The sequence below is a fragment of the Myxococcus sp. AM009 genome (genome assembly GCF_013372605.1).
GTDB classification, from domain to species: Bacteria; Myxococcota; Myxococcia; order Myxococcales; family Myxococcaceae; genus Myxococcus; species Myxococcus vastator.
Genome location: NZ_JABXEP010000072.1, coordinates 18,764 through 40,258, shown reverse-complemented (window position 1 = coordinate 40,258; position 21,495 = coordinate 18,764). Strand labels below are relative to the sequence as shown.

The window sequence follows — 21,495 nt, the reverse complement described above, 5'->3', positions numbered from 1 at the left end:
GAGGAAAGCATCACCCAGACTGCACGTTGGAAGACATCGTCCTGGTGGACGGGGTGGACCCACCCCGTCCACCAGGACGATGTCTTCCAACGTGCAGTCTGGGTGATGCTTTCCTCACCGGCGGCACGCCCGACAGGGTGCCTCGGGGGGGGAGTCACCACATGATGCGCCGTTGGACGTTCGCTCAGCGCGTGAGTGCGGGCCTGTGCGCCTGCCTGTTCGCCGGGTTGCTGCTGCTCGCGACGCTGCTGTCCGCTGTCTTCGCGCAAGCCAGCATGCCCCTGGGCCACGGCGCCCTGCCCCAGGCCGTGCTGGCGGGGCTGCTGGGGCTGGCCTGCGTGGCGGCGCTGGGCTTCGTGCTCCACCGCGCGCTGGCGCCGCTGCACGCGCGCCACCAGTCCAGCGAGCAGCACCTGCAGCTCCTCATGGACGGGGTGACGGACTACGCGCTGTGCTTCCTGGACTGGCACGGCCGGGTGACGGCGTGGAACGCGGGCGCCGAGCGCCTCACGGGCTGGTCCGAGGTGGAGCTCGCCGGACGCGACACGGACCGCATCTACCCGGTGGACCAGGTGGCCGCTGGCGTGCCCCGCGCGCACCGGGAGCGGGCCGCGCGCGAAGGGCGCCTGCTGGCGGAGGGCTGGCGGGTGCGCCGCGATGGCAGCCGCTTCTGGGCGGAGACGCTGCTCACCGCGCTGTACGACGCGCACGGCCGGCTGCGCGGCTTCGTGATGGTGACGCGCGACATCACCGAGCGCCGCCGGATGGAGCGGGCCCAGGCGCTCTTCGCGGAGGCCGGCCGCGTGCTCCAGCCGCTGTCAGGCGCGCGCGAAGTCGGCGAGGCCCTCACCCGGCTGTGTGTGCCCGAGGTGGCGGACGCCTGCATCCTCTTCCTCCCCTCCGAGGACGGCACGGTGCGTCCGCACGCGGTGGCCTGCGAGGACCTGGCCGCCACCCACCACATGTGGGAGCCGCTGCTGCGGTGTCCGGAGGACGGCGAGGTGGGCCCCTCCCGCGTGGTGCGCACGGGCCGCAGCGAGCTGCTGCCGGAGCTGGACGGCGCCCGTCTCCCGCCGGCGCTGGAGGGCAGCGCGCATGGCGAGCTGCTGGGCGCGCTGGGCGTGACGTCCGCCCTCACGGTGCCGCTGGCGGTGGGCTCCCGCGTGCTGGGCGCGCTGTGCCTGCTGTCCACCGGCACGCACCGCCGCTTCGGCGAGGTGGACCGGGCCTTCATGGAGGAGCTGGCGGCGCGCGCCGCGCTCGCGCTCGACAACGCCCGGCTGCTGGCGCAGGCGCAGGACGCGCTGGAGCTCATCGGCGTCGCCGCGCACGACCTGGGCAACCCGCTCAGCTCGCTCCAACTGCGGCTGCGGCGCCTGTCCATGCAGAGCGCCGGCAGCGCCGACACGCGGCTTCGCGACGGCCTGGCCGGCGCCGAGAGCGAGACGCGGCGCCTGGGCCGGCTGGTGCACAACCTCCTGGACCTGTCCCGCCTGTCGGCTGGGCGCATGGTGCTGGACACGGAGCCGCTGGACCTGGCGCACCTGGTGCGCGAGGTGGCGGAGCGCCACGGCGACCAGGCCAGCGCCGCGGGCTGCGCCCTCAGCGTCCGCGTGGAGGAAGGCGCCACCGGCCAGTGGGACCGGCAGCGCCTGGACCGCGTCGTCACCAACCTGCTGAGCAACGCCCTCAAGTTCGGCCGCGGCCACCCCGTGGAGCTGCGCGTCCAGGCGGACGCCCACCGCGTCCGCTTCGCCGTCCGGGACGGCGGCATCGGCATTGGCGTGGAGGCCCAGCAGCGCCTCTTCCACCGCTTCCAACGCGTCCATGACGGCGGCCAGCACCCCGGCACCGGCCTGGGGCTCTACATCGTCCGCCAGCTCGTCGAGGCCCACGGGGGCACCATCCACGTCCAGAGCCGCACCGGGGAAGGCGCGGAATTCACAATTGAGCTTCCTCGCAGGACAAACAAGGAATCCTGCTCGGTGAATGAAGTGCAGGTATGACCTTGTGGGTGAGGCAGCCCCGCGGGGCCGCCATTCATCTCCTTGAAAACACAGCAAGTTCGACTCCAGGCGGATTGTTTTCCCAAAAGTTGAACAAATCTGCTGGTTGCAGATAATCTTCGTACGGCTAAAAAGGCTCGAACCGGGGAAACCCGGAAACGGGAGAGGTCCGGCCCACACCGCCCCACAGGCGACGGGTTACAGGACCCACTGGCCCCAGGCGCCATGGCGGCGTCGGCTTTCACACGTACGAGGAGTTGCATCATGGGTGGACTTGGAGCCCCCCGGGCCCTGCTCGCGTCGCTGGCCGGGCTGATGCTCGCTTGCGGCGGACAGGATGCCCCGGACGCAGCCTCGCTGGACGCGCAGGCGCTGGAGACGGCCTCACTGGAGGCGGCGTTGCTGGAGACGGTGTCACCGAAGCCGGCCCCGCCGGACGGCCACCTCATGGACAAGGCGGCCCTGGACGCGGACGCCCCGGCGCTGTTCGGCGGCTGGCCGTGGCCTGACAAGACGCCCGCGGTGGGGCTGGCGCTCGAGGTGGAGAACGGCGTGGGCACGCCGCTGCGCGTGCGGCAGGGCGCCACCTTCTTCATCAACCAGATTGATATCCGCGCCTTCGTCAACTCCACCCGGGACGAGGGGCTGCGCAACCTCATCGCGCGCAGTGACTTCGGCGGCCTGGGCTGGTGGGGCGTGCGCCAGGTGGACCAGGAGTCCGTGGGCGCGCCGGGGCCCTATACCCGCCGCCGCTACTACCGGGGCGCGGCGTGGATGGACCTGCCCAGCCACTTCATCGTGGAGCCGGTGGACTCGCGCGGCCGGCTCACCGGCGTCCCCATCCTGCTCAACGCGGGCACCGAGCATCAGCGCCGCGCGGGCCTGGATGACTTCTTCATCCGCCGCTTCCGCGGCATCCAGACGGCCAGCAACTGCGCCACACCCGACGACTGCTCGGCCTCCACGTCCTTCGAGGAGGAGGCCATCCTGGAGCTGCGCAACGCGTACGAGCACGCCCAGCGCCAGACGCTCACGCTCCGCTCCGACACGCGCAAGCTGCGCCTGCGCTGGAGCCTGCGCCCGGCGGCCCCCTACGAAATCCCGGTGGAGCAGGTGGTGGACGGCCGCTACACCTACGGCTTCCGCATCGGCGTGGAGGCCCTCACCCCGCCGCGCCCGGACGGCACCTACGCCCCCGGCACGGAAATCTCCTTCCAGCTCACCCTGCGGGATGGCGCGGGCAACCGGCTCCACCCAAAGGGCTACCTGCCGCCCTACAACGAAGTGGCGCCCGACGGCACCGACTCCGGGCTGCAGTACTACCGGGCCTTCTTCGACGCGACGGCCACCTACTACCGGCGCAAGCACCGCGAGCGCATGCTGATGACGCAAATCATCGGGCCGGCGCAGCACATCCAGCCCATCCGCTCCATCGTCCCGCTGGAGGCCTTCCTGGACCCCGAGGTGGACGAGCAGGTGGTGGCCACGCCCGAGCGCGACGGCGTCTTCTCCCAGTTCGCCACCCTGCCCTTCGCCAACGTCCTCTTCGGCGGCGCCTTCATCGACCCGAACCTCTGGAACCAGCCCAACACGGACACCTGGCAGTTCAAGCTGCCGGACAACGCCGCGCCCGGCACCTACCTGGTGACGGTGAAGGGCCGCCGCGCGTACCTGGGCGAGGACCTCCCCGCGACGACGACCCTCGAAATCCAGGTGGGGACGAAGCAGCGCACCCAGCCCAGGCTGACCACGGGCCCCTGCACCTCCTGCCACAGCAAGGGCGGCGAGCTGGGCGTGGTGCTCCACGCCAACGACAACCGCGCCGCCTGCGCCGGGTGCCACGCCCCGCTCGCCTTCGAGCTGGAGGGCCCCATCTTCGTGCGCACCCACTTCATCCACTCGCGGTCCAACCGCTTTGACGCACCGCTCCAGCAGTGCGCGTCCTGTCACCAGACGAAGGAGAGCATCCAGCGCACCAGCAAGGCCGCCTGCCTGTCCTGTCACAAGAGCTATCCGGACAGTCACGTGGCGCAATTCGGACCCATCGAGAGCATGTATGTGGGGGGCGGCGCGGAGTCTTTCCAGCAGTGCACCGGCGCCTGTCATACTCGGCACCCCGGCAGCGGCCTCTAACCCCCGCTCGCGCAACCCGGAGTACCTCCATGGCTCAGGTCAAGATGCAGACGGCTCGCACCACGTTGAGGGAGCCGGATGCCGCCGCGGAGGACCTCCTGAGTCAGCTGGGCAGCGACACGCCCCGCCTGGTGACGATGTTCGCCTCGCGGGAGCGTGACCAGCAGGCGCTCAACCGCGCCGTGCGTCAGCGGCTGCCGGCGGGCACGCGCCTGATTGGCGCCACCACCGCGGGCGAGCTGGACAACACCGGCATCCACGAGGGCAGCGTGGTGATGAGCGCCCTCTTCGGTGACTTCGAGGTGGGCCTGGGCCTGGGCACCGGCCTGTCCGTGGACGCCATCAGCGCGGGCGCCACCTCCATCAAGCGCGCGTGCGAGGATTTGGGCGTGCGGCAGCAGGACCTGGACCCGCGCCGCTACGTGGGCCTCGTGATTGACGACGGCTTCCGCTACAAGAAGGAAGAGCTGCTGCTCGGCATCCTGGAGAAGTGCCAGACGCTGGTGCTGGTGGGCGGCGGCGCCAGCGACACCAACCGGGACCCGGCCAAGCAGTCCGCCATGGTCCACGTGGACGGCGAGGTCGCCACCGACGCGGTGCTGGTGGCCCTCTTCAAGACGAGCGCGCCCTGGGCCGCGCTCCGCTCCCACTGGTACGTGCCCACCGGCGAGAAGCTCACCATCACCAAGGTGGACGAAAGCCACACCCGCGCGCTCGAAATCGACGGGCGCCCGGCGGCGAAGCGCTACGCGGAAATCCTGGGCGTGGGCGTGGACGAGCTGGAGTTCGGCACGCCCCGGGGCTTCGCCGTGCGGCCCACCGCCCTGCGCGTGGGCCGGGAGTACTTCATCCGCGCCGCCTGGAGCCCGCAGGAGGACGGCTCCATCCTCTTCGCCAACCTGCTGGAGGAAGGCACCGAGCTGGAGCTGATGAAGCTGGGCGACATGGCCGGCATGACGCGCAGCTTCTTCACCGACGAGGTCCCCCGCAGGGTCCAGAAGCCCCAGGCCGCCCTGCTTTTCCATTGTGGTGGACGCATGTGGTACGCCAGCGCCACCAACAGCGTGCAGCAATTGGCGGAAACGCTGAAGGCCGCACCCACCGCCGCTGGTATGAACGTGCACTTCGAAATCTATTCGGGGTTCCACATCAACACCACGCTGACCGCGCTGGTCTTCGGGGCGAACTGAGCCATGGCCTCCTCCCAGCCTCCCTCTGAGTCTCCGGCGGACAATGCGTCGCTCCTGCTCGTGGCCGGCGAGCGCGAGTGCCAGCGCGTGGAGGAAGCCCTCCAGCGCGCCGGGGTGACGGTGGTGACGGAGCGCGCCACCACGGCGGCCGCGGCGGAGGCCGCGCTGTCACGCACGTGGGGCCTGGTGCTGTGCGGCGCGGAAGTGCCCGACATGGGCTTCGCCGAGGTCAAGGCGCTGTGGAGCAAGTACGGCAAGGAGCTGCCCTTCGTGGTGCTGTCGCGCGACTGGAGCGAGGACACGCTGGAGGCCAGCGTGCGCGCCGGAGCGCTCGACTACATCACCGAGGACCGCTTCAGCCGCCTGGCGCCCGTGGTGCAACGCGAGCTGCGGATGACGGCGGACCGCCGCCGCCACACCGCCACCGCGGAGCAGCTGGAGCGCACCAACTACCTGATGGAGAACATCATCGACGCGATTCCGTTCGTCCTCTTCGTGAAGGACGCACAGACGCGCCGGCTGGTGGTGGCGAACAAGACGTTCGCGGACGCCTTCCGCGTCACCAAGCAGTGGCTGCTGGGGAAGCTGGACCACGACTACTTCCCCAAGGAGCAGGCTGACTCGTTCATCGCCATCGACTCGGAGATTCTCGAAACCCGGCAGATGAAGTCCTTCGAGGAGGTGGCCCGCGCCGACGGCGTGGACCGCATCTTCGCCACGCGCAAGCTGCCCTTGCTGGACGAGCAGGGCGTGGCCCGCTACGTGATGGGCGTCACCGAGGACATCACCGAGCGCAAGCAGCATGAAGAGATGCTGCGCGCGTCCAAGGCGGAGCTGGAGGCGGCCAACAAGCAGCTCGCCGCCAGCCTGGAGGAAATCAAGCGCACCCGCGCCGTGTCCGCCCGCTCGCTGGCGTCCTACCAGCAGCGCGCGCTGCAGATGGAAATCATCCGCCAGCAGAACGAGGACCTGGACCGGCTGGCCCAGGAGCTGGCGGTGGCCAAGCGCAACGAGGAGGAGCGCGCCCGGGAAGCGGAGGCCGCCGCCCGCCTCAAGAGCGAGTTCCTGGCCAACTTCAGCCACGAAATCCGCACCCCGCTCAACGGCATCATCGGCTACTGCGACCTGCTGATGCGCGAGGAGGGCCAGCGGCTGACGGCGCACGGCCGCCGCGACCTCAACGTCGTGAAGACGAACGCCAAGACGCTGCTGGCGCTCATCAACGACATCCTGGACCTGTCCAAGATTGAGTCCGGCCGCGTGGAGGTCGTCACCGAGCAGGTGGACGTGCAGGAGCTGGCCGAGGAGTGCCTGGCCACGGTGAAGGAGTACCTCAAGGGCAAGGACGTGGCCCTCACCACCAACATCGACCCGTCCGCCCGCATGCTCCGCTCGGACGCGCTGAAGCTGCGGCAGATCATGCTCAACCTGCTCAGCAACGCCGCCAAGTTCACCGACGCGGGCGAGGTGTCGCTGAGCCTGGCCCCCTCTGGCGGCGAGGTCGTCATGACGGTGGAGGACACCGGCGTCGGCATCCCCTCCGACCAGCTGCCCTTCATCTTCGAGAAGTTCCGTCAGGTGGACGGCTCCACCACGCGCAAGGTGGGCGGCACCGGGCTGGGGCTGGCCATTGTCCGCGAGCTGTCCCGCGTGCTGGGCGGCACCGTGTCCGTGAGCTCCACGCTGGGCCGCGGCACCACCTTCACGGTGCGCCTGCCCTCCACCCTGGAGTCGCCGGACAACGGCGGCGGCCCGCACCTGGAGCGCGGCGTGCCCGTGTCGGAGGTGGCCCAGCACGTGGGCACCCTGGCGCAGCCGGGCAGCACGGTGCTGGTGGTGGACGACGACCCGCTCATCCAGCAGCTGGTGGCCGGACAGCTGGAGCCCGCCGGCTTCAAGGTGGTGGTGGCCGAGGACGGCATCGCCGCCCTCAAGCGGGCCCGCGAGCTGCGGCCCCAGGCCATCCTCCTGGACATCCACCTGCCCAAGCTGGACGGCTGGTCGGTGCTCAGCCAGCTCAAGAGCGAGCCCTCGCTGGCCGGCATCCCCGTCATCCTCATCTCCGTGGAGGAGCAGCGCGCGCGCGGCTTCTCCCTGGGCGCGTGCGAGTACCTGGTCAAGCCGGTGGAGCCGGACCGGTTGGTGGAGGTGGTGCAGCGCAGCCTCCATCAGACGGCCGGCGCCACCACCAGCGTGGGCGAGGTGCTGGTGGTGGACGACGACTCGGCCACCCGCGAGCTGGTCAGCCGCAACCTGCGCCGCGCCGGCTTCTCCACCTCCGAGGCCCGCAACGGCGAGGACGCCCTGCTCAAGGCGCGCGTGTCCCCGCCCGCCCTGGTGGTGCTGGACTTGATGATGCCCAACCTGGACGGCTTCGAGGTGCTGCGCCGGCTGCGCGCGGAGAAGCTCCAGGTGCCCGTGGTGGTGCTCACCGGCAAGACGCTCTCCGAGGAGGAAGAGGCCCTCTTGCGTGACGGCTTCGCCGGCTTCGTGAAGAAGGGCGGCCACGCGCTGGAGGACGTCATCGCCCAGGCCAAGGGCCTGCTGCTGTCCCAGCGCGCCGCCAGCGCCGGCAAGCGGGCCCGCATCCTCTATGTGGAGGACAGCGCGCAGAACCGCGACATCGTCCGGCGCTACCTCAACGGCCACTTCGAGGTCATTGAAGCGGAGGACGGCGAGCACGGCCTGGAGCGCGCCATCCGCGACGCCCCGGACCTCATCCTGATGGACCTGTCGCTCCCCCGCCTGGACGGCTGGGAGGTCACCCGCAGGTTGCGAGCCCTACCCGCCGCGGCCAATGTCCCCGTCATCGCGGTGACGGCGCACGCGGGGCGGGAGTACCAGGACAAGGCACACGAGGCCGGCTGCACCGCGTACCTCACCAAGCCCCTTGATCGTGACCAGTTGCTCGAGATGATTCGAAAGCATCTAGGGAGAACCCATGTCTGAAGAAAAAGCGCGCGTCCTGGTGGTGGACGACGACCCGGACCTGCTCGACCTCGTACAGCGCTCGCTGAGCGCCTACGGCTTCGAGGTGCTCACGCACACCTCCGCGCTGGGTGTCTCCAACCTCGTCCGCTCGGTGGAGCCGGACTTCGTCCTCATCGACGTGAACTTCCCGGCCCTCAAGGGCGACAAGGTCGTCAACCTGGCGCGCCAGTACGCGCTGCCGAAGACGAAGTTCATCCTCTATTCAGCATCCGACGAATCGAAGCTGCGCTCCCTGGCGCTCGCGTCCGGTGCGGACGGATATATCTCCAAAAGCGTGCAGGGCGAGGAGTTGGCTCAGCGCCTGCGCGCCTTCCACCTGAAGCCCCGGCCACCCACACCGACGCCCGCTCCCTGAACGCCGGATGACATGCCCGCGGGTGCCGGTGGGACGGCGCCCGCGATTCCACACCTTCCGAGCCACCCCCCTCAGGAGGGCCGCATGAGCGCGTCCATCGATTACAGTTACGCCGAAAAACTACGACTCGAACTGGCAGAACCCCTCTTCAACCCGCTCTTGAAGAAGTGGGTGGGCAAGGGCGAGCTCGACTACGAGGTCTACCTCAAGACGCCCACGCTGCTGTCGCTGCAGGCGGCGGACGGCGAGCGCGTCGCCCACGACGAGCTGATGTTCCAGGTGGTGCACCAGGCGCAGGAGCTCTGGCTGAAGCTGGCCTCGCGCGAGGCGGTGGAAGTCGTGGCCGAGCTGGACAGGGACGCCCTGTGGGCGGCCTCGTCGCGGCTGGAGCGCATCTGCCGGGTGCTCCTGGCGGTGAAGCAGGAGCTGGCCATCCTGGAGACGATGACGCCGGACACCTACCAGGTCATCCGGCGCAGCCTGGGCAACGGCAGCGGCCAGGAGTCCCCCGGCTACAACATGCTGCGGCGGGTGGCGCAGGGGCTGGAGGGCGCCCTGGAGCGGCTGCTCGCGCGGCGGGGGCAGACGCTGACCACGGTGTACACCGCGTGCGGCCCGGATGACCTGAAGCGCCTGTGCGAGCAGCTGGTGGACCTGGACGAGGCCTTCCAGGGCTGGCTCCACGCCCACTTCCAGCTCGTGCGCCGCACCATTGGCGTGGACCGCTCCGTGAAGGCGCTGGACGGCCTGCCCACGCAGGTGCTCGCGGGGCGGATGACGCTGCCGCTGTTCCGCCAGCTCTGGGACGTGCGGCTGGAGCTGACGTCCGGGTGGCAGCGCGAAGGCGGCCTCGCCCCGGGCGCCACCCGGGCCCCTCCAGGCGGCGGCTGCCCCATGGCGCACGCGGCCAGGATGCAGGTGGAACAGCCATGAAGGGGGCGGCCACGGCCCTGGCCACCACCCCTCGCGCGCTGCTCCACCTGCTGGTCAACGGCGCCCGCGCCGTGGACGTGTTGCAGACCTCCCTGGAGCTGGGGCTGCTGGACGCCCTGGAGCCGGGCCCCGTCACCCTGGAAGCGCTGGCGGCGCGGCACCGGCTGGTGCCCGTGCGGCTCTACAAGCTGCTCGACTGTCTGGAGAGCCTGGGGCTGGTGCTGCGCGAGCAGCCCACCGACGCCCTGGCGTCCGCGCGCTACCAGGCCGTCCCTGGCTTGCGCGCCGCCGCCCAGGCCGTGCTGGGGCCGCAGTCCCTGGAGAAGGACCGGGAGCGCTACGCCTGGCGCGAGCTGCATGGGCACCTGCCCCAGGTGCTGCGCGGCGAGCGCTCCATGCCCCCCGCCGCCTTCGACTGGCCCCCGCGCACCGCCGAGCAGGTGGCGGGCTTCGAGGCCAGCATGGCCGCGGGCCTGCCCCCCATCCTGGAGACGCTGCGCGCCCATCGCGACCGGCTGTGGGCGCGCGGCGGGCGCGCGCTCGACGTGGGCGGGGGTGACGGCACGCTGGCCGCCCACCTGGCGAGCGAGCACCCGGGCCTCCGCGTGGACGTGTTCAACCTGCCCGCCACCGAGCCGCTGGTGGCGCGCACCCGCGAGCGCTTCGGCCTTCCCGCCGAACGCCTGGGCTTCCAGGGCGGCGACTTCCTCGAGGAGCCGCTGCCCGGCGGCTACGACACGCTCTGCTTCGTGCGGGTGCTGCATGACTGGCCCGCGGACACGGCGCGCGCGCTGCTCGTGGCCGCGCGCGACGCGCTCCCGCCCGGCGGCCGCGTCCTCATCTGCGAGGAGTTCCGCACCCCGGAGCGGCTGGCGGCCCAGTTCTTCTGGTCCTACTTCCTCATGGGCGTGGACTCCTGCGTGAGCCGCCTGCGCGAGGTGGAGCACTACCTGCGCGTGCTGGACGAGACGGGCTTCAAGGACGCCGAGGTCCTCCCCGGCCCCTTCGAGCTCATCCTGGCCCACCGGTAAAAACGATAGGACTCCCCAGGTCAGGTCACTTGTTCGTCCCCCAAGTGTCACCGGCCCCGCCGCGCCGCGCCTGGGCAGCGCTGGTAGAATGGGCTCACCCCGTGCCTGGGGAAGCCCTGGCACGGCTTCTGCAAAATCCCAGTCCGTAGCGCGTGTAGCACGGCAGCGACGCAGTCCGACAAAGAGGAGGGACTCCGCATGAAGAAGCAGGGTTCACGCAGGTCGGATGAAGGCTCGGAGAAGGCGGTCCGCGGGCTGGTGACGCAGCCGCAAGGCACGGGGAGCTGGACGCCCCCCGCCGCGGACGGAGAGGTCCGCATCCCCGTGGAGGAAGGCGTGGAGCTCAGGGGCCTGCTCCAGGTGCCGCCAGGCGCCACCGGCGTGGTGGTGATGGTCCGGGGCCACGGCAGCAGCCGCCGCGGCGTCACGGACCTGGAGGTCGCCCGGCTGCTGCAGAACGAGGGGCTGGCCACCCTCGCGGTGGACCTGCTGACGGCGGCGGAAGAGGAGGCCTGCCGCGAGCGGGACCTGCGCTTCAACCTGGGCCTCTTCGGCGGACGCCTGGCGGGCGTGGCGCGCTGGCTGCGCAGGGCGCCTCGCACCAGCGCCCTGCGCATTGGCTACTTCGGGGCGTACACGGGCGCGGCCGCGGCCCTGGCCGCCGCGGCGATGCGGCCGGAGGCGGTGGACGCGGTGGTGTGCCGGGGCGGACGCCTGGCGCAGCCGGGGGCGACGCTGGCCCGGGTGCGCGCGCCCACGATGCTCATCGTCGGCGCGGAGGACTCGTCCGCGCAGGAGCCCCACCGCCGCACGTACGCCGCGATGACGGCGGAGAAGCGCCTGGAGGTCATCCCCGGCGCCACGCACCGCTTCGAGGAGCCCGGCACGCTGACGCAGATGGTGGACCTGGCGTGCCTCTGGTTCCTCCAGCACCTGGGCGCGCCGCGCTGGGACTCCCTGCCCGCGCCGCGCGCCGCCGGGAGCTGAGAGCCCCGGCGCCTTCCACCTGAATGGGCCAGGGCAGCCAGCAGCGCTGCCCTGGCCCCCAGGAGACGCCCAGGCGTGGGGGGAGGAGGCGCGCGGGGCGCCTGACGCCCAGGCACCTCCACGGTGCCACCAACCGCGGCGCGCTCCCAGTGGCCAGCGGTCTGACGCCCAGGCCCTCCGGGCTCAGAGACTTGCCGGGCGCTGCACACCCAACTGGCACCCGAGGACCGCCAACTGCGTGCGGCTCTCCGCGCCCACCTTCTTGTAGATGCTGGTGATGTGCGCCTTCACCGTGCGCTCGGTGATGCCCAGGCACGCGGCGATGCGCAGGTTGTCCGCGCCCGCGGCGATGTAGCCCAGCACCTCGCGCTCGCGCGGCGTCAGCCGGCCCAGCTCCCCCTGCGGGGGCGACTCCGACACGGGCCACGACAGCCCCGCGGGCAGCAGCCGCTCCCCACGCACCACCCGCTCCACCGCCTCCACCACCTCCGCGCAGCCCACGTTCTGCTTCCACAGGTAGCCGGCCGCGCCCGCCTGGAGGCACTGCTCCACCAGCTCCGCCTCGCGGTGGCCCGACAGCACCAGCGGCTTCACCGCCGGGAAGAAGTCATGCAGGCACCGCAGCGCGGACATCCCGCTGGTGGGCGCCTCCCACTCCGGCAGCTCCAGGCGCAGGTCCACCAGCGCGACATGGGGCAGCGTCTCGCGCACGCGCGCGAAGAACGGCGCGGGCTCCGCGAAGCCCGCCACCACGTCCATGCCCGCGCCCTCCAGCACAGCCACCAGGGCCTCACGGAAGACCTGCTGGTCCTCCAGGATGGCTACCCGGATGCGTTCTGATTCCATGGCCCTTCCACCCTCTCCATTCAGTCCCCGTGATTCAACCCCGCTAAGGGGATTCCCTCATGTGGGGGGCGACAGGGAATGACGACTGGAGGATACTCACCCCGTCAGGAAGCACCCGCAGTGCCATCCGCACGCTGAAGGGGGAAAGCCATGCCGGAGACGAAAATCCGAGTCCTCATCGTGGACGATGACCAGGACCAGCTCTCCCTCGCGGAGCGCACCCTCTCCACCTTCGGCTTCGACGTCCGCACCCACCGCTCCTCCCTGGGCGTGTCCAACCTGGTGCGCACCACCCTGCCGGACCTGGTGCTGCTGGACGTGAACATCCCCGCGCTCAGCGGTGACAAGGTGCTCACGCTCGCGCGCGGACAGGCGCCCAAGGGCACGAAGTTCATCCTCTACTCCGCGTCGGACGAAGCCCAGCTGCGCGCCCTGGCGCGCGCGGCGGGCGCGGACGGCTACATCTGCAAGAGCGTGCAGGGCGAGGAGCTGGCCCAGCGGCTGGAAGCGCTCCACCTCAAGCCCGCGGCCCCGGAGTCCGTGCCGGCCGCGCGTTGACGCGGCGCCGACCTCACGCGGGCAGGTCCGTCACCTCCAGGAAGACGGCGCGGAAGTCACCGCGCGCGCCGATGAGCTTCAGGTTCTGCGCCAGCCCCCCGGTGGAGCGGAAGAACATGATGGCCTCCGGCGGCGGCCTGATTTTGAGGAAGCGCGGCGCGTTGCGCGAGAAGTGGTGGCGCATGTCGCGGTTGATTTCGCACACGGCGTAGTCGTAGTCCGGCAGGTGCATGGGCCGCCCGGCGATGCGCAGCACCTCCGCGATGAGGCCCTCGGCCTCCGCGTCCGGCAGCTCCACCGTGAAGCCCACCTCCCGGCTCAGGCCCAGGATGTCCAACGGCTCCATGCGCACCGTCTGCCGGAGCATGCGGTGGTTGACGTCCACGAAGCGCGGGGAGAAGCGCTTGATGGAGCCGAAGTCCAGCAGGCCCAGCCGCCCGTCCGGCATCACCATGAAGTTGCCCGGGTGCGGGTCCGCGTGGATTTCGCCCGCGCCGAAGAAGGGCCCGTAGGTGGCGAGGATGAGCTGGCGCGCCACGCGGAAGCGCTCCTCGTTCGTGGGGTTCGTCGGCAGCCAGTCCTTGAGGGTGAGCCCCTCCAGCAGCTCCAGCGTCAGCACCCGCTTCGCGCTGTGGCTGGAGACGACGGCGGGCACGCACAGCTCCGGCAGCTTCGCCACGCTGCGCGCGAAGCCCTGGGCCAGCTCGGCCTCGCGGAGGTAGTCCAGCTCCAGCAGCAGCTCGTCGCGGAACTCCTTGAAGTAGGCGCCGGCGTCGGACACGCGCAGCACCGTCGACGCCGTCTTCGCCACGATGCCCAGGTTCGCCATGTCGTGGGCCAGGGACACGTCGATGCCAGGGTACTGCACCTTCACCGCCACCGCCCGGCCATCCTCCAGCACCGCGCGGTGCACCTGCCCCAGCGACGCGGCCGCGAGCGGCGCCTCGCTGAACTCGCGGAAGAGCGACTCCGGCGGCGCGCCCAGCTCCGCCTGGATGACGCGCGACACCTGCGCGTAGGACATGGAAGGCGCCTGGTTCTGCAGCCGCGCCAGCACCTGCCGCACCTCGGGGGTGAGCAGGTCCGGGTCCATGGAGATGGCCTGCCCCATCTTCATGGCGGCCCCCTTGAGCTCGCCCAGGGTGGAGACCAGCTTCTCCGCGGCCTCCTTGCTGAGCAGGTCGGGCGTGCTCCCGGACAGGCGCTTCGCGCCGCTCTTGAGCACCTCCGTGCCCACATGCACGGAGAGGCCCGCGAGCTTGCGCAGGCGGTTGAAGCGGCCCTGGGGAGGAAGCGTGTCGTCGGAGTCTGAGGCCATGGGAACCGATGTGGATTAACGAGGAGGGCCCCGCCAGACGCAAGGCATGACGCCTCGCGAAGACAGCCAGGCCGCCCTACCTGGAGGCGGGCGCGACCCCCGGCGGGCCCCGGAGCGCGTACCAGCCCGGAAGCCGCTCCAGGCCCAGGGACTCCGGAGGTGCCGCGCCTCCGTCGAGCGCCACCGACGCGTGCAGGGCATCGCGCAGCCCGGCGGCGCTGGCATAACGGTCCACCGGGCGGCGCGCCATGGCCTTGAGCAGCACGCGCGACAGCGCCGAGCGGAGGTCCGACGGCAGCGGCGGCACCTCCCAGGCGTGGCCGTGAAGCGGCTCCTCCGCCGCGTGCCCGCGCGAGGGCAGCCGGCCGGTGACGAGCAGCGCGCCCAGCACCCCCACGGCGAAGAGGTCCGCGGCCACCGGCGAGTCGGCGGCCCCCTCGGAGGGAGGGAGCAACCCGGCGATGCCGAAGTCCAGCAGCTTCACGTGCTGGCGACCCTTCGCGTCGGGGACGAGGAAGATGCTGGTGGGGTTGAGGCTGCCGTGGGCGATGCCGTGCGCATGCGCGGCGCCCAGCGCGTCACACACCTGGGTGAGCAGGTCCACCACCAGCGCGGGTGCCAGCGGCCCCTTCGCGAAGGCGGCCAGGCTCTGTCCCTCCAGGTACTCCATGATGAGGAAAGGCCGCCCGTCGCGCATGCCCAAATCGTAGAGCGACACGATGTGCGCGTCCTGGATGAGCGTCAGCGTGCGCGCCGCCTGGAGGAAGCGGGCCACTCGCGCCGGGTCCTGCGTCACGTGCGCGTGGAGCACCTGGATGGCCACGCGCTTCTGGATGAGCGCGTGCTCCGCGAGCAGCACGACGCCCAGGCTCCCCCGGCCCAGCTCACGCAGCAGCCGGAAGTGGCCCACCTGCTGTCCCACCAGCGACGCCGCGGAGGACAAGGGCGGGGCCTCGCTCGCGGGCACGCCGCGACATGTGGACCGCAACGGCCGCGTGAACACGGGAACGGAGGTGGTGACGTCCAACCGGGACATGATGCCAACATCCTTCGCGCGACAGGCGCCCCGCTCCGGCCGGCAGCCAGTGGGCCCACGCGCGAGCCAGCGCGAAATGGTTTCGGAAGCTGCGACGGTGAGCGGAAACCCTAATGCCGTCACGGCGTGTTTCGCGACGCACTTTGGGACGTGCGTCGAACGCGCAACGACCGCTCTGTCGGGCGGAGCACGCACGCCGCGCGAGGCCCCCATGGCGCACGTCGCGCCACCGTCTGGAGCCCCGGCAAGTGTGCTGCGCTCAACGCGCCTCCGCGCCCGTGAGACGAGCGCGGCGAGCCTCCCCGCCCGGATGCGGACGGGGAGGTGCTTCCATCCACCTCAGCCGATGATGGGATCGCAGGTGTTGTCTTCACCGCATGTCAGCCCGAAGCAGCAGGCGGCGGACTCACCACAGGCCTCGCCAATGGGCGCGCACACCGGAGCGCCCGCGTCCGGCTCCTCGCCGCCCGTGCCCGCGTCCGGCTCCTCGCCGCCGCCCGCATCGGGCTCCTCGCCCGTGCCCGCGTCCGGCTCCTCGCCGCCCGTGCCCGCGTCACAGGGCCCCAACGTGTCTCCGTGCCGCGCATGCGCCGGCCAGGCCGACGTGGACACCGAGAGGGTGTGCGCGTTGGCGGGGTTGCCCGGAGGAATGTGGCAGATGGTGACCTTGCCCGGCGTGGCGTCATCATCGCCATCATCATCAGGGTACGTGGGCTCATCGCCGGCCTTGCCGCCCAGACCGCCGCTCTGAGGGGCGTGCATGTCCGGGGACTCACCGTCCGACGGTGAGCCGCCACAACCGCCCGCGAGCAGTGAGCACAGGGCCATCACCACCGCGGACGAGAAAACAGGATTGAGGCTTCGCATCGGTATGCTCCAGGTACGGGTGTGCGATTGCTGTCACCCACGCCGGGCCTCCTCCACGACGACCTCAACCGCGGATACAGCCACCACGGGAAATAGACTCGCCCGCGGCCCCACCGGCCACGCGTTTGCGCACGCCCCCACTGTGTCGACAGCACGACTGAAAACGTCCTGTCTCAGCTCACGCTTTCAGCGCTGTATCGCGCGATGAGTCCGCTCCGCACGGCCTGCCGGTGGACCCGGGTGAAGAAGGCGCACGCGAGCAGGATTTCCACCACGGCGAGGCCGGCCCCCCACAGCAACGTGGATACCTGGAACGAGCCCCCCGCCGCGAGCGCCCGCATGCCCTCGAAAACGTACGAAGGCGGCAGCAGGTGGGACACGGCCTGCATCCACGCGGGCAGCGTGGACAGCGGGTAGAAGACGCCGGCGAAGGGCGACAGCAGCGCGGGGATGGGCCAGACGAACCACTCCGACGCCGGGCCCAGGCGCAGCACCAGCGCGCAGCCGAAGATGCCCAGCGCGATGCCGAACAGGAACAACACCAGCAGGAAGGGCACGAAGAGCGCGCCGTACGCGGCGAAGGACAGGCCGAAGGCGGTGCTGGCCAGCACCAGCATCACCAGCAAGCCCAGGGTGCTGGTGGCGACGCTGGAGAGCACCAGCCCGCCCAGGTATTCGGAGATGGTGAGCGGGGACGCGAACATGTTGAGGAAGTTGCGCGACCACACGTCCTCGAAGAACACCATCGTCACGCCCTGCATGACGCGGATGAAGAAGTCCCACAGGAGGACGGCGCCCAGCAGCACCGGGACGAAGTTGTATTCCCGCGAGGTGACGGTGTTGAGGTAGCGGCTCATGAAGCCCCACAGCACCATGTCGATGGCCACCCACGCGAAGAGTGGCAGGAAGCGCGCCAGGCTCCCTCGCAGGAGGTAGTAGTGGCGAAGCGCGACGGCGGCGGCCCGGTGCGGGTGCATGGTCAGCTCCGCTCCAGCGCGAGCGGCTCGCGCGCCACGGTGATGAAGAGTTCCTCCAACGAGGCCCGGCCGTGCTCGCCGGGCAGCGTCCGCGGGTTGCCTTCCAGCAGCACCCGGCCACGCGCCAGGAACAGCACGCGGTCGCAGACCTCCTCCACCTCGTACATGTTGTGGGACGTCCACAGCACGCCGCCGGTGTCCCGCGCGGCGAACTCGCGAATCCGGGCGCGGATGTCCCGGGCCGTCGCGGGGTCCAGCGACGCGGTGGGCTCGTCCAGGAGCAGCAGGTGCGGCCGGTTGAGCATCGCCTTCGCCAGCGCCACGCGGGTCTGCTCTCCGGAGGACAGCACGCCGCACTTCACGTCGCGGTACTTCACCAGGTCGAACTGCTCCAGCAGCTCCGCGATGCGCGCCCCCAGGGACTTCACCCCGTAGATGAGGCCGAAGACGCGCAGGTTCTGGTACACGGTGAGGTTGCCGGGCAGCGGTGAGTAGACGGCGGCGAAGTTCGTCAGCGCCAGCGCGGCGGAGCGCTGCGCCGCCAGGTCCAGGTCCTGGATGTGGATGGTGCCGGACGTGGGCTGCAGCACGCCGAGCACCATGTTGATGGTCGTCGTCTTCCCCGCGCCGTTGGGGCCCAGCAGCCCGACAATCTCTCCGCGCCCCACCTCGAAGGAGACCCCCTCCACCGCGGCCTTGCCGCCGTACTCCTTCCGCAGCTTCGCCACCGACAGCACCTTGGGCACGCCGGCCCTTCCCGCAATCACCATGGCGCGCATTGTGCCGTGGACCGGGGCAGGCGCACGGTGAAGATGGAGCCCTGCCCGGGCCAGCTCTCCACCTCGATGCTGCCGCCCATGGCGTCCACGATTTGCCGGCTGATGTAGAGCCCCAGTCCCAGGCCGCCATAGTGCCGGTCGGACACCGCGCGCTCGAAGCGGCCGAACAGGCGCGGCAGGTCCTCCGCCGCGATGCCGATGCCCTCGTCACGCACCGACACCCGCACCAGCTCCTCGCCCTCGAAGGCCGCCTCCACCAGGACGGGCCGGCCCGCGCCGTACTTGGCCGCGTTGGTAAGCAGGTTCACCAGCACCTGGTCCAGCCGCAGCGAATCCCACTTCCCCGGCAGCGGGCCAGGCACCTCCACCCGCACCGGACAGCCCGCCTGGGTGAACACCTCCTCCATGCGCTCCACCGCGTCGCGCACCGCCTGGCCCAGGTCCACGTCGGACGGCTCCAGCATCAGCCGCCCCAGCGAAATCCGGCTGACGTCCAGCAGGCTGTCCACCAGCGCGCTCAGCCGCTGCACCTGCCGCACGGCCGTGGCCAGCCGGGGCCGCACCTTCTCCCCGAAGTCCCCGCTGACGGCGCGGTCGATGAGGCCGTGCTGGAGCTTCAGGCTGGTGAGGGGCGTCTTCAGCTCGTGGCTGGCCACGGAGAGGAACTCGTCGCGCAGGCGCACCGCGGCCTGCGCGTCTCGGTACAGCGACGCGTTCTCCAGCGCCACCGCCACGCGCCGCGCCAGCTCCTCCGCCATGGCCACGTCGGCGGTGACCAGCCGGCGGCAGGGGGCCGCGGCGCCCAGCGTGATGACGCCCAGCGTGCGTCCCCGCGTGCGCACCGCCACCGACAGCAGCGAGTGCGGGCTCAGCGCCTCCAGCAGCGCGGGGTGCTCGGGCCCCTGGAAGATGCGCTCGCGCAGCTCCGGCCCTACCTCGGGCAGGAAGCGCGTCTCCCCCGACAGGAAGCACTCGCGCGCTGGAAGCAGCGAGGCCAGCGCCGACACGTCCCGCTCCGGCTCCCGGTGGGCCGCGGCCACGCCGCGCGGCACGCCGTCCGCCCCCGCCAGCTCCACCAGGCAGAACGAGGCCACGTTTCGCGCGACCACCCGCGCCAGGTGCTCCAGCGTCCACTCCACGTCGTCCAGGTGCTCGGCCAGCGCGCGGCTCGCCTCCAGCAGGAAGAAGAGCCGCGCCTCGGCGTCCTTGCCGGCCTCCAGCGCCAGGTGCAGCTTGCCGCCGCGCTCGCGCAGCGCCTCGTACAGCGCCGCGCGCTCCAGCGCCTGCGCGCACTGCTGCGCCAGCGAGGACAGGAAGCCGCGCTCCTCCGGGAGGAACACCCGCGGCCCGTCCCACGCGAACAGCAGGAAGCCCCGGAGGCGGTGCTCCACCTTCAAGGGCAGCACCGCCCACGCCCCGGTCCCCACGCCCTGGACGAGGTCCCACGCCCAGTCGGGCATGGCGCGCACCGCCGCCTCGTGGCCGGAGAACCACTGCGGCTCCAGCGCCCGGTCCACGCCGGGCACCGGGTCCGCCCACGGCCCCCGCGGGGCCTCCAGCACCGACGGCGCGGAGCCGAAGGAGCCCAGCACGCGCAGGCGGCCATCCTCCAGCCTGCCGAGCACCGCGCCGCGCGCCGGCCCCGTGGGCCGCAGCTCCTCGCGCATCAGCGCTTCGGCCACGTCCTCGGCGGTGGCCGCGCGGGACAAGGCCGCGGTGATGGCCTGGAGCCGCTCGGTGCGCTGCTGCGCGCCGCGCGCCTCCGCGTATAGCAGCGCGTTGTCCAGGGACAGGCTGGCGCGCCGGGCCAGCTCCAACGCCAGCGCCAAATCGGACGCGCCGGGCACGCCGTCCGCGTCGCCCCGGACCAGCGACAGCGCTCCGAGCACGCGGCCCCGCGCCAGCAGCGGCACGATGAGGCCCGCCCGGATGCCCAGGCGCCGCGCCACCTCCAGCTGCGCCTCCGTGCGCACCACGCCCGGGAGCAGCGCGTCCAGGACCTCGGGAAGGAGAGCGGCCTTGCCAGTGCGCAGCACCTCCGGGATGCCGCCTTCGGCCGTCAGGTCCAGGGGCTGGAGGCGCGCCAGCTCATGCACCAGCGGCACCTGCTCCGCCAGGCGGTGCGCCGCGGCCACCCGCTCCACCCGCCCATCCGCCGTGAGCACGTCCACCGCGCACCAGTCCGCCAGCAACGGCACGGCCAGCTCGGCCAGCCGCTGGAGCACCGTGCCCGAGTCCAGGGATGACGACAGCAGCTCGCCCGCGCTGGCCAGGAACGCGAGGCGCTCCTCCGCGTCGTCACTGCCACGCAAGCGGACGTCCTCCGGTTCCTTGGAGACGGGCCGCTCGGGTTCGCGCTCGCCCACGGACGCGGGCCGCGAGGATGGAGGAGGGCGGCGCGACATGGGTGTCCGAGATAATGACGCCACCGCGCTCGCGACAACGGTGCTCGGACACGGGTACGAGACAACTGTCAGCCAGGCGACCCGCCGGACACCGGCGCGGCCCTAGCTGGAGCCGCGGCGGTTCGCGCGGTTCTTGTCCCAGATGGCGTAGAGGATGAGCAGGAAGGCAAAGAGCCGCGCCACGTAGATGAAGTAGCGCCGCTCGTCATCCGTGTCCAACAGCGCCGCCACCACCGCGTTGCCCGCGAGCATCGTGAAGGCCAGCGCGAAGCAGGCGAAGAGCCGGTCCTTCGACTGGAGCCAGAAGCGCAGGAAGAACAGCGCGCTCGCCAGCCACGCCATCGCCACCGCACCGTTGAGCATGGGCTTGAGCATCAGGGCACCTCAGGACGCATCCCAGATGAGGCCATAGAGCAGGACGGAGGCACTGGACAGCGTGGCGATGGTGCGCGGCATGAACAGGTCGATGGTATTGGGCAGCAGCACCAGGTCCACGAAGAGGAGCGCATTACTGACCACCATGCCCACGAAGCACAGCCCACTCCACAAGAGCAGCCGCATGCCCGTGCGCTTGTAGGCGCGGAGCAGCAGCACCGCGCACGCCACGCTCGTCAACGCACACAGGATGTAGACTGCTTCAGCCATGGCCGTCCCTGTCCTTCTTCAGGATGAATGCCTCGGCAAAGCCCCGCACCTTGTCCAACGGCCGCGAGAAGATGAAGGAGATGACGCTGACGCGCTTCACGCCATACACCGCCGCCAGCTCCGTCACCGCCTGCACATCCTCCGACGACTCGGGACTGTAACGATACGACGGAGGTGAGGCACCATCGCTCACCAACATCCGTCGGTTCGTCAGGTCCTCCAGCCTGGAGGCGGCGGAGACATCTGTAATGCGCAGTTCCAGACTCACCGCCGATGCCGTCCACTCCCTGTCCGCGCGCGCACGAAGCAGGAGGAGCACCTCCAGCTTCTCCAGGGAGTCGATGTGCGTCGAGATGAAGCGCTGGACCCGCTGTGGGATTCCGGCGTCACTCACACGGCCACCTTGCCCATGTTATTTTGTGCGTCAACCATTTCTCA

19 protein-coding genes are annotated in these 21,495 nt (G+C 71.0%); 9 read left to right on the top strand and 10 right to left on the bottom strand.

Going from position 1 to position 21,495, the window contains the following annotated elements; translation table 11 throughout:
* The first annotated feature begins 161 nt into the window (after positions 1-161).
* The 8 genes from HV824_RS19095 to HV824_RS19060 all read left to right on the top strand — a co-directional run bounded on the left by HV824_RS19095 (position 162) and on the right by HV824_RS19060 (position 11,626).
* Positions 162-2,006 carry an ATP-binding protein gene (locus tag HV824_RS19095; RefSeq protein ID WP_176423950.1) on the top strand — a complete coding sequence of 615 codons (1,845 nt, stop codon included), beginning with the start codon at positions 162-164 and terminating at the stop codon, positions 2,004-2,006.
* Between the two features lie 264 nt (positions 2,007-2,270).
* Positions 2,271-4,139, top strand: a complete 1,869-nt coding sequence (locus HV824_RS19090; RefSeq protein ID WP_255208169.1) for a cytochrome C — start codon at positions 2,271-2,273, stop codon at positions 4,137-4,139.
* A gap of 29 nt (positions 4,140-4,168) precedes the next feature.
* Complete coding sequence (locus tag HV824_RS19085) at positions 4,169-5,329, top strand: FIST signal transduction protein (RefSeq protein ID WP_176423948.1); 1,161 nt, start codon at positions 4,169-4,171, stop codon at positions 5,327-5,329.
* A gap of 3 nt (positions 5,330-5,332) precedes the next feature.
* Positions 5,333-8,278, top strand: a complete 2,946-nt coding sequence (locus tag HV824_RS19080; protein ID WP_176423947.1) for a response regulator — start codon at positions 5,333-5,335, stop codon at positions 8,276-8,278.
* Positions 8,271-8,675: a response regulator gene (locus HV824_RS19075; RefSeq protein ID WP_013936116.1), complete on the top strand. Its 405-nt coding sequence runs from the start codon at positions 8,271-8,273 to the stop codon at positions 8,673-8,675. Before HV824_RS19080 ends, HV824_RS19075 begins: the two co-directional genes overlap by 8 nt.
* A gap of 84 nt (positions 8,676-8,759) precedes the next feature.
* The gene (locus tag HV824_RS19070; RefSeq protein ID WP_176423946.1) at positions 8,760-9,608 is read left to right on the top strand and encodes a tryptophan 2,3-dioxygenase family protein; all 849 of its coding nucleotides are present in this window, start codon (positions 8,760-8,762) and stop codon (positions 9,606-9,608) included.
* Entirely contained in the window at positions 9,605-10,639 is a 1,035-nt protein-coding gene (locus HV824_RS19065) for a methyltransferase (protein WP_176423945.1), read from the top strand. The genes HV824_RS19070 and HV824_RS19065 overlap by 4 nt, the downstream gene beginning before the upstream one ends.
* A gap of 198 nt (positions 10,640-10,837) precedes the next feature.
* On the top strand, positions 10,838-11,626 hold the full coding sequence (locus HV824_RS19060; protein WP_176423944.1) for a dienelactone hydrolase family protein: 789 nt from the start codon (positions 10,838-10,840) through the stop codon (positions 11,624-11,626).
* Positions 11,627-11,809: 183 nt separating this feature from the next.
* On the opposite strand, the gene HV824_RS19055 is transcribed toward HV824_RS19060, so the two are convergent.
* Complete coding sequence (locus HV824_RS19055; RefSeq protein ID WP_176423943.1) at positions 11,810-12,472, bottom strand: response regulator transcription factor; 663 nt, start codon at positions 12,470-12,472, stop codon at positions 11,810-11,812.
* Between the two features lie 150 nt (positions 12,473-12,622).
* Between HV824_RS19055 and HV824_RS19050 the strand changes: the two genes are divergently transcribed.
* Complete coding sequence (locus HV824_RS19050) at positions 12,623-13,030, top strand: response regulator (protein ID WP_176419790.1); 408 nt, start codon at positions 12,623-12,625, stop codon at positions 13,028-13,030.
* Between the two features lie 13 nt (positions 13,031-13,043).
* On the opposite strand, the gene HV824_RS19045 is transcribed toward HV824_RS19050, so the two are convergent.
* The 9 genes from HV824_RS19045 to HV824_RS19005 form a co-directional block, all read right to left on the bottom strand.
* Positions 13,044-14,348, bottom strand: coding sequence for an AarF/ABC1/UbiB kinase family protein (locus HV824_RS19045; RefSeq protein WP_176423942.1), 1,305 nt, complete (start codon positions 14,346-14,348; stop codon positions 13,044-13,046).
* Between the two features lie 76 nt (positions 14,349-14,424).
* Entirely contained in the window at positions 14,425-15,384 is a 960-nt protein-coding gene (locus tag HV824_RS19040; RefSeq protein WP_176419792.1) for a serine/threonine-protein kinase, read from the bottom strand.
* Positions 15,385-15,723: 339 nt separating this feature from the next.
* Positions 15,724-16,251, bottom strand: coding sequence for a hypothetical protein (locus tag HV824_RS19035; RefSeq protein ID WP_176419793.1), 528 nt, complete (start codon positions 16,249-16,251; stop codon positions 15,724-15,726).
* Positions 16,252-16,424: 173 nt separating this feature from the next.
* Positions 16,425-17,228 (bottom strand): ABC transporter permease, encoded by an 804-nt coding sequence (locus HV824_RS19030; RefSeq protein ID WP_176419794.1) that lies wholly within the window; start codon positions 17,226-17,228, stop codon positions 16,425-16,427.
* 2 nt (positions 17,229-17,230) lie between these two features.
* The gene (locus HV824_RS19025) at positions 17,231-18,007 is read right to left on the bottom strand and encodes an ABC transporter ATP-binding protein (protein ID WP_176419795.1); all 777 of its coding nucleotides are present in this window, start codon (positions 18,005-18,007) and stop codon (positions 17,231-17,233) included.
* Complete coding sequence (locus HV824_RS19020) at positions 17,992-20,412, bottom strand: ATP-binding protein (protein ID WP_176419796.1); 2,421 nt, start codon at positions 20,410-20,412, stop codon at positions 17,992-17,994. The genes HV824_RS19025 and HV824_RS19020 overlap by 16 nt, the downstream gene beginning before the upstream one ends.
* A gap of 102 nt (positions 20,413-20,514) precedes the next feature.
* Positions 20,515-20,787, bottom strand: coding sequence for a DUF5985 family protein (locus HV824_RS19015; RefSeq protein ID WP_176419797.1), 273 nt, complete (start codon positions 20,785-20,787; stop codon positions 20,515-20,517).
* 9 nt (positions 20,788-20,796) lie between these two features.
* A complete protein-coding gene (locus tag HV824_RS19010; RefSeq protein WP_176419798.1) occupies positions 20,797-21,057 on the bottom strand; it encodes a DUF5985 family protein in 261 nt (86 codons plus the stop codon).
* The gene (locus HV824_RS19005) at positions 21,050-21,451 is read right to left on the bottom strand and encodes a hypothetical protein (protein WP_176419799.1); all 402 of its coding nucleotides are present in this window, start codon (positions 21,449-21,451) and stop codon (positions 21,050-21,052) included. The genes HV824_RS19010 and HV824_RS19005 overlap by 8 nt, the downstream gene beginning before the upstream one ends.
* Positions 21,452-21,495 lie beyond the last annotated feature (44 nt).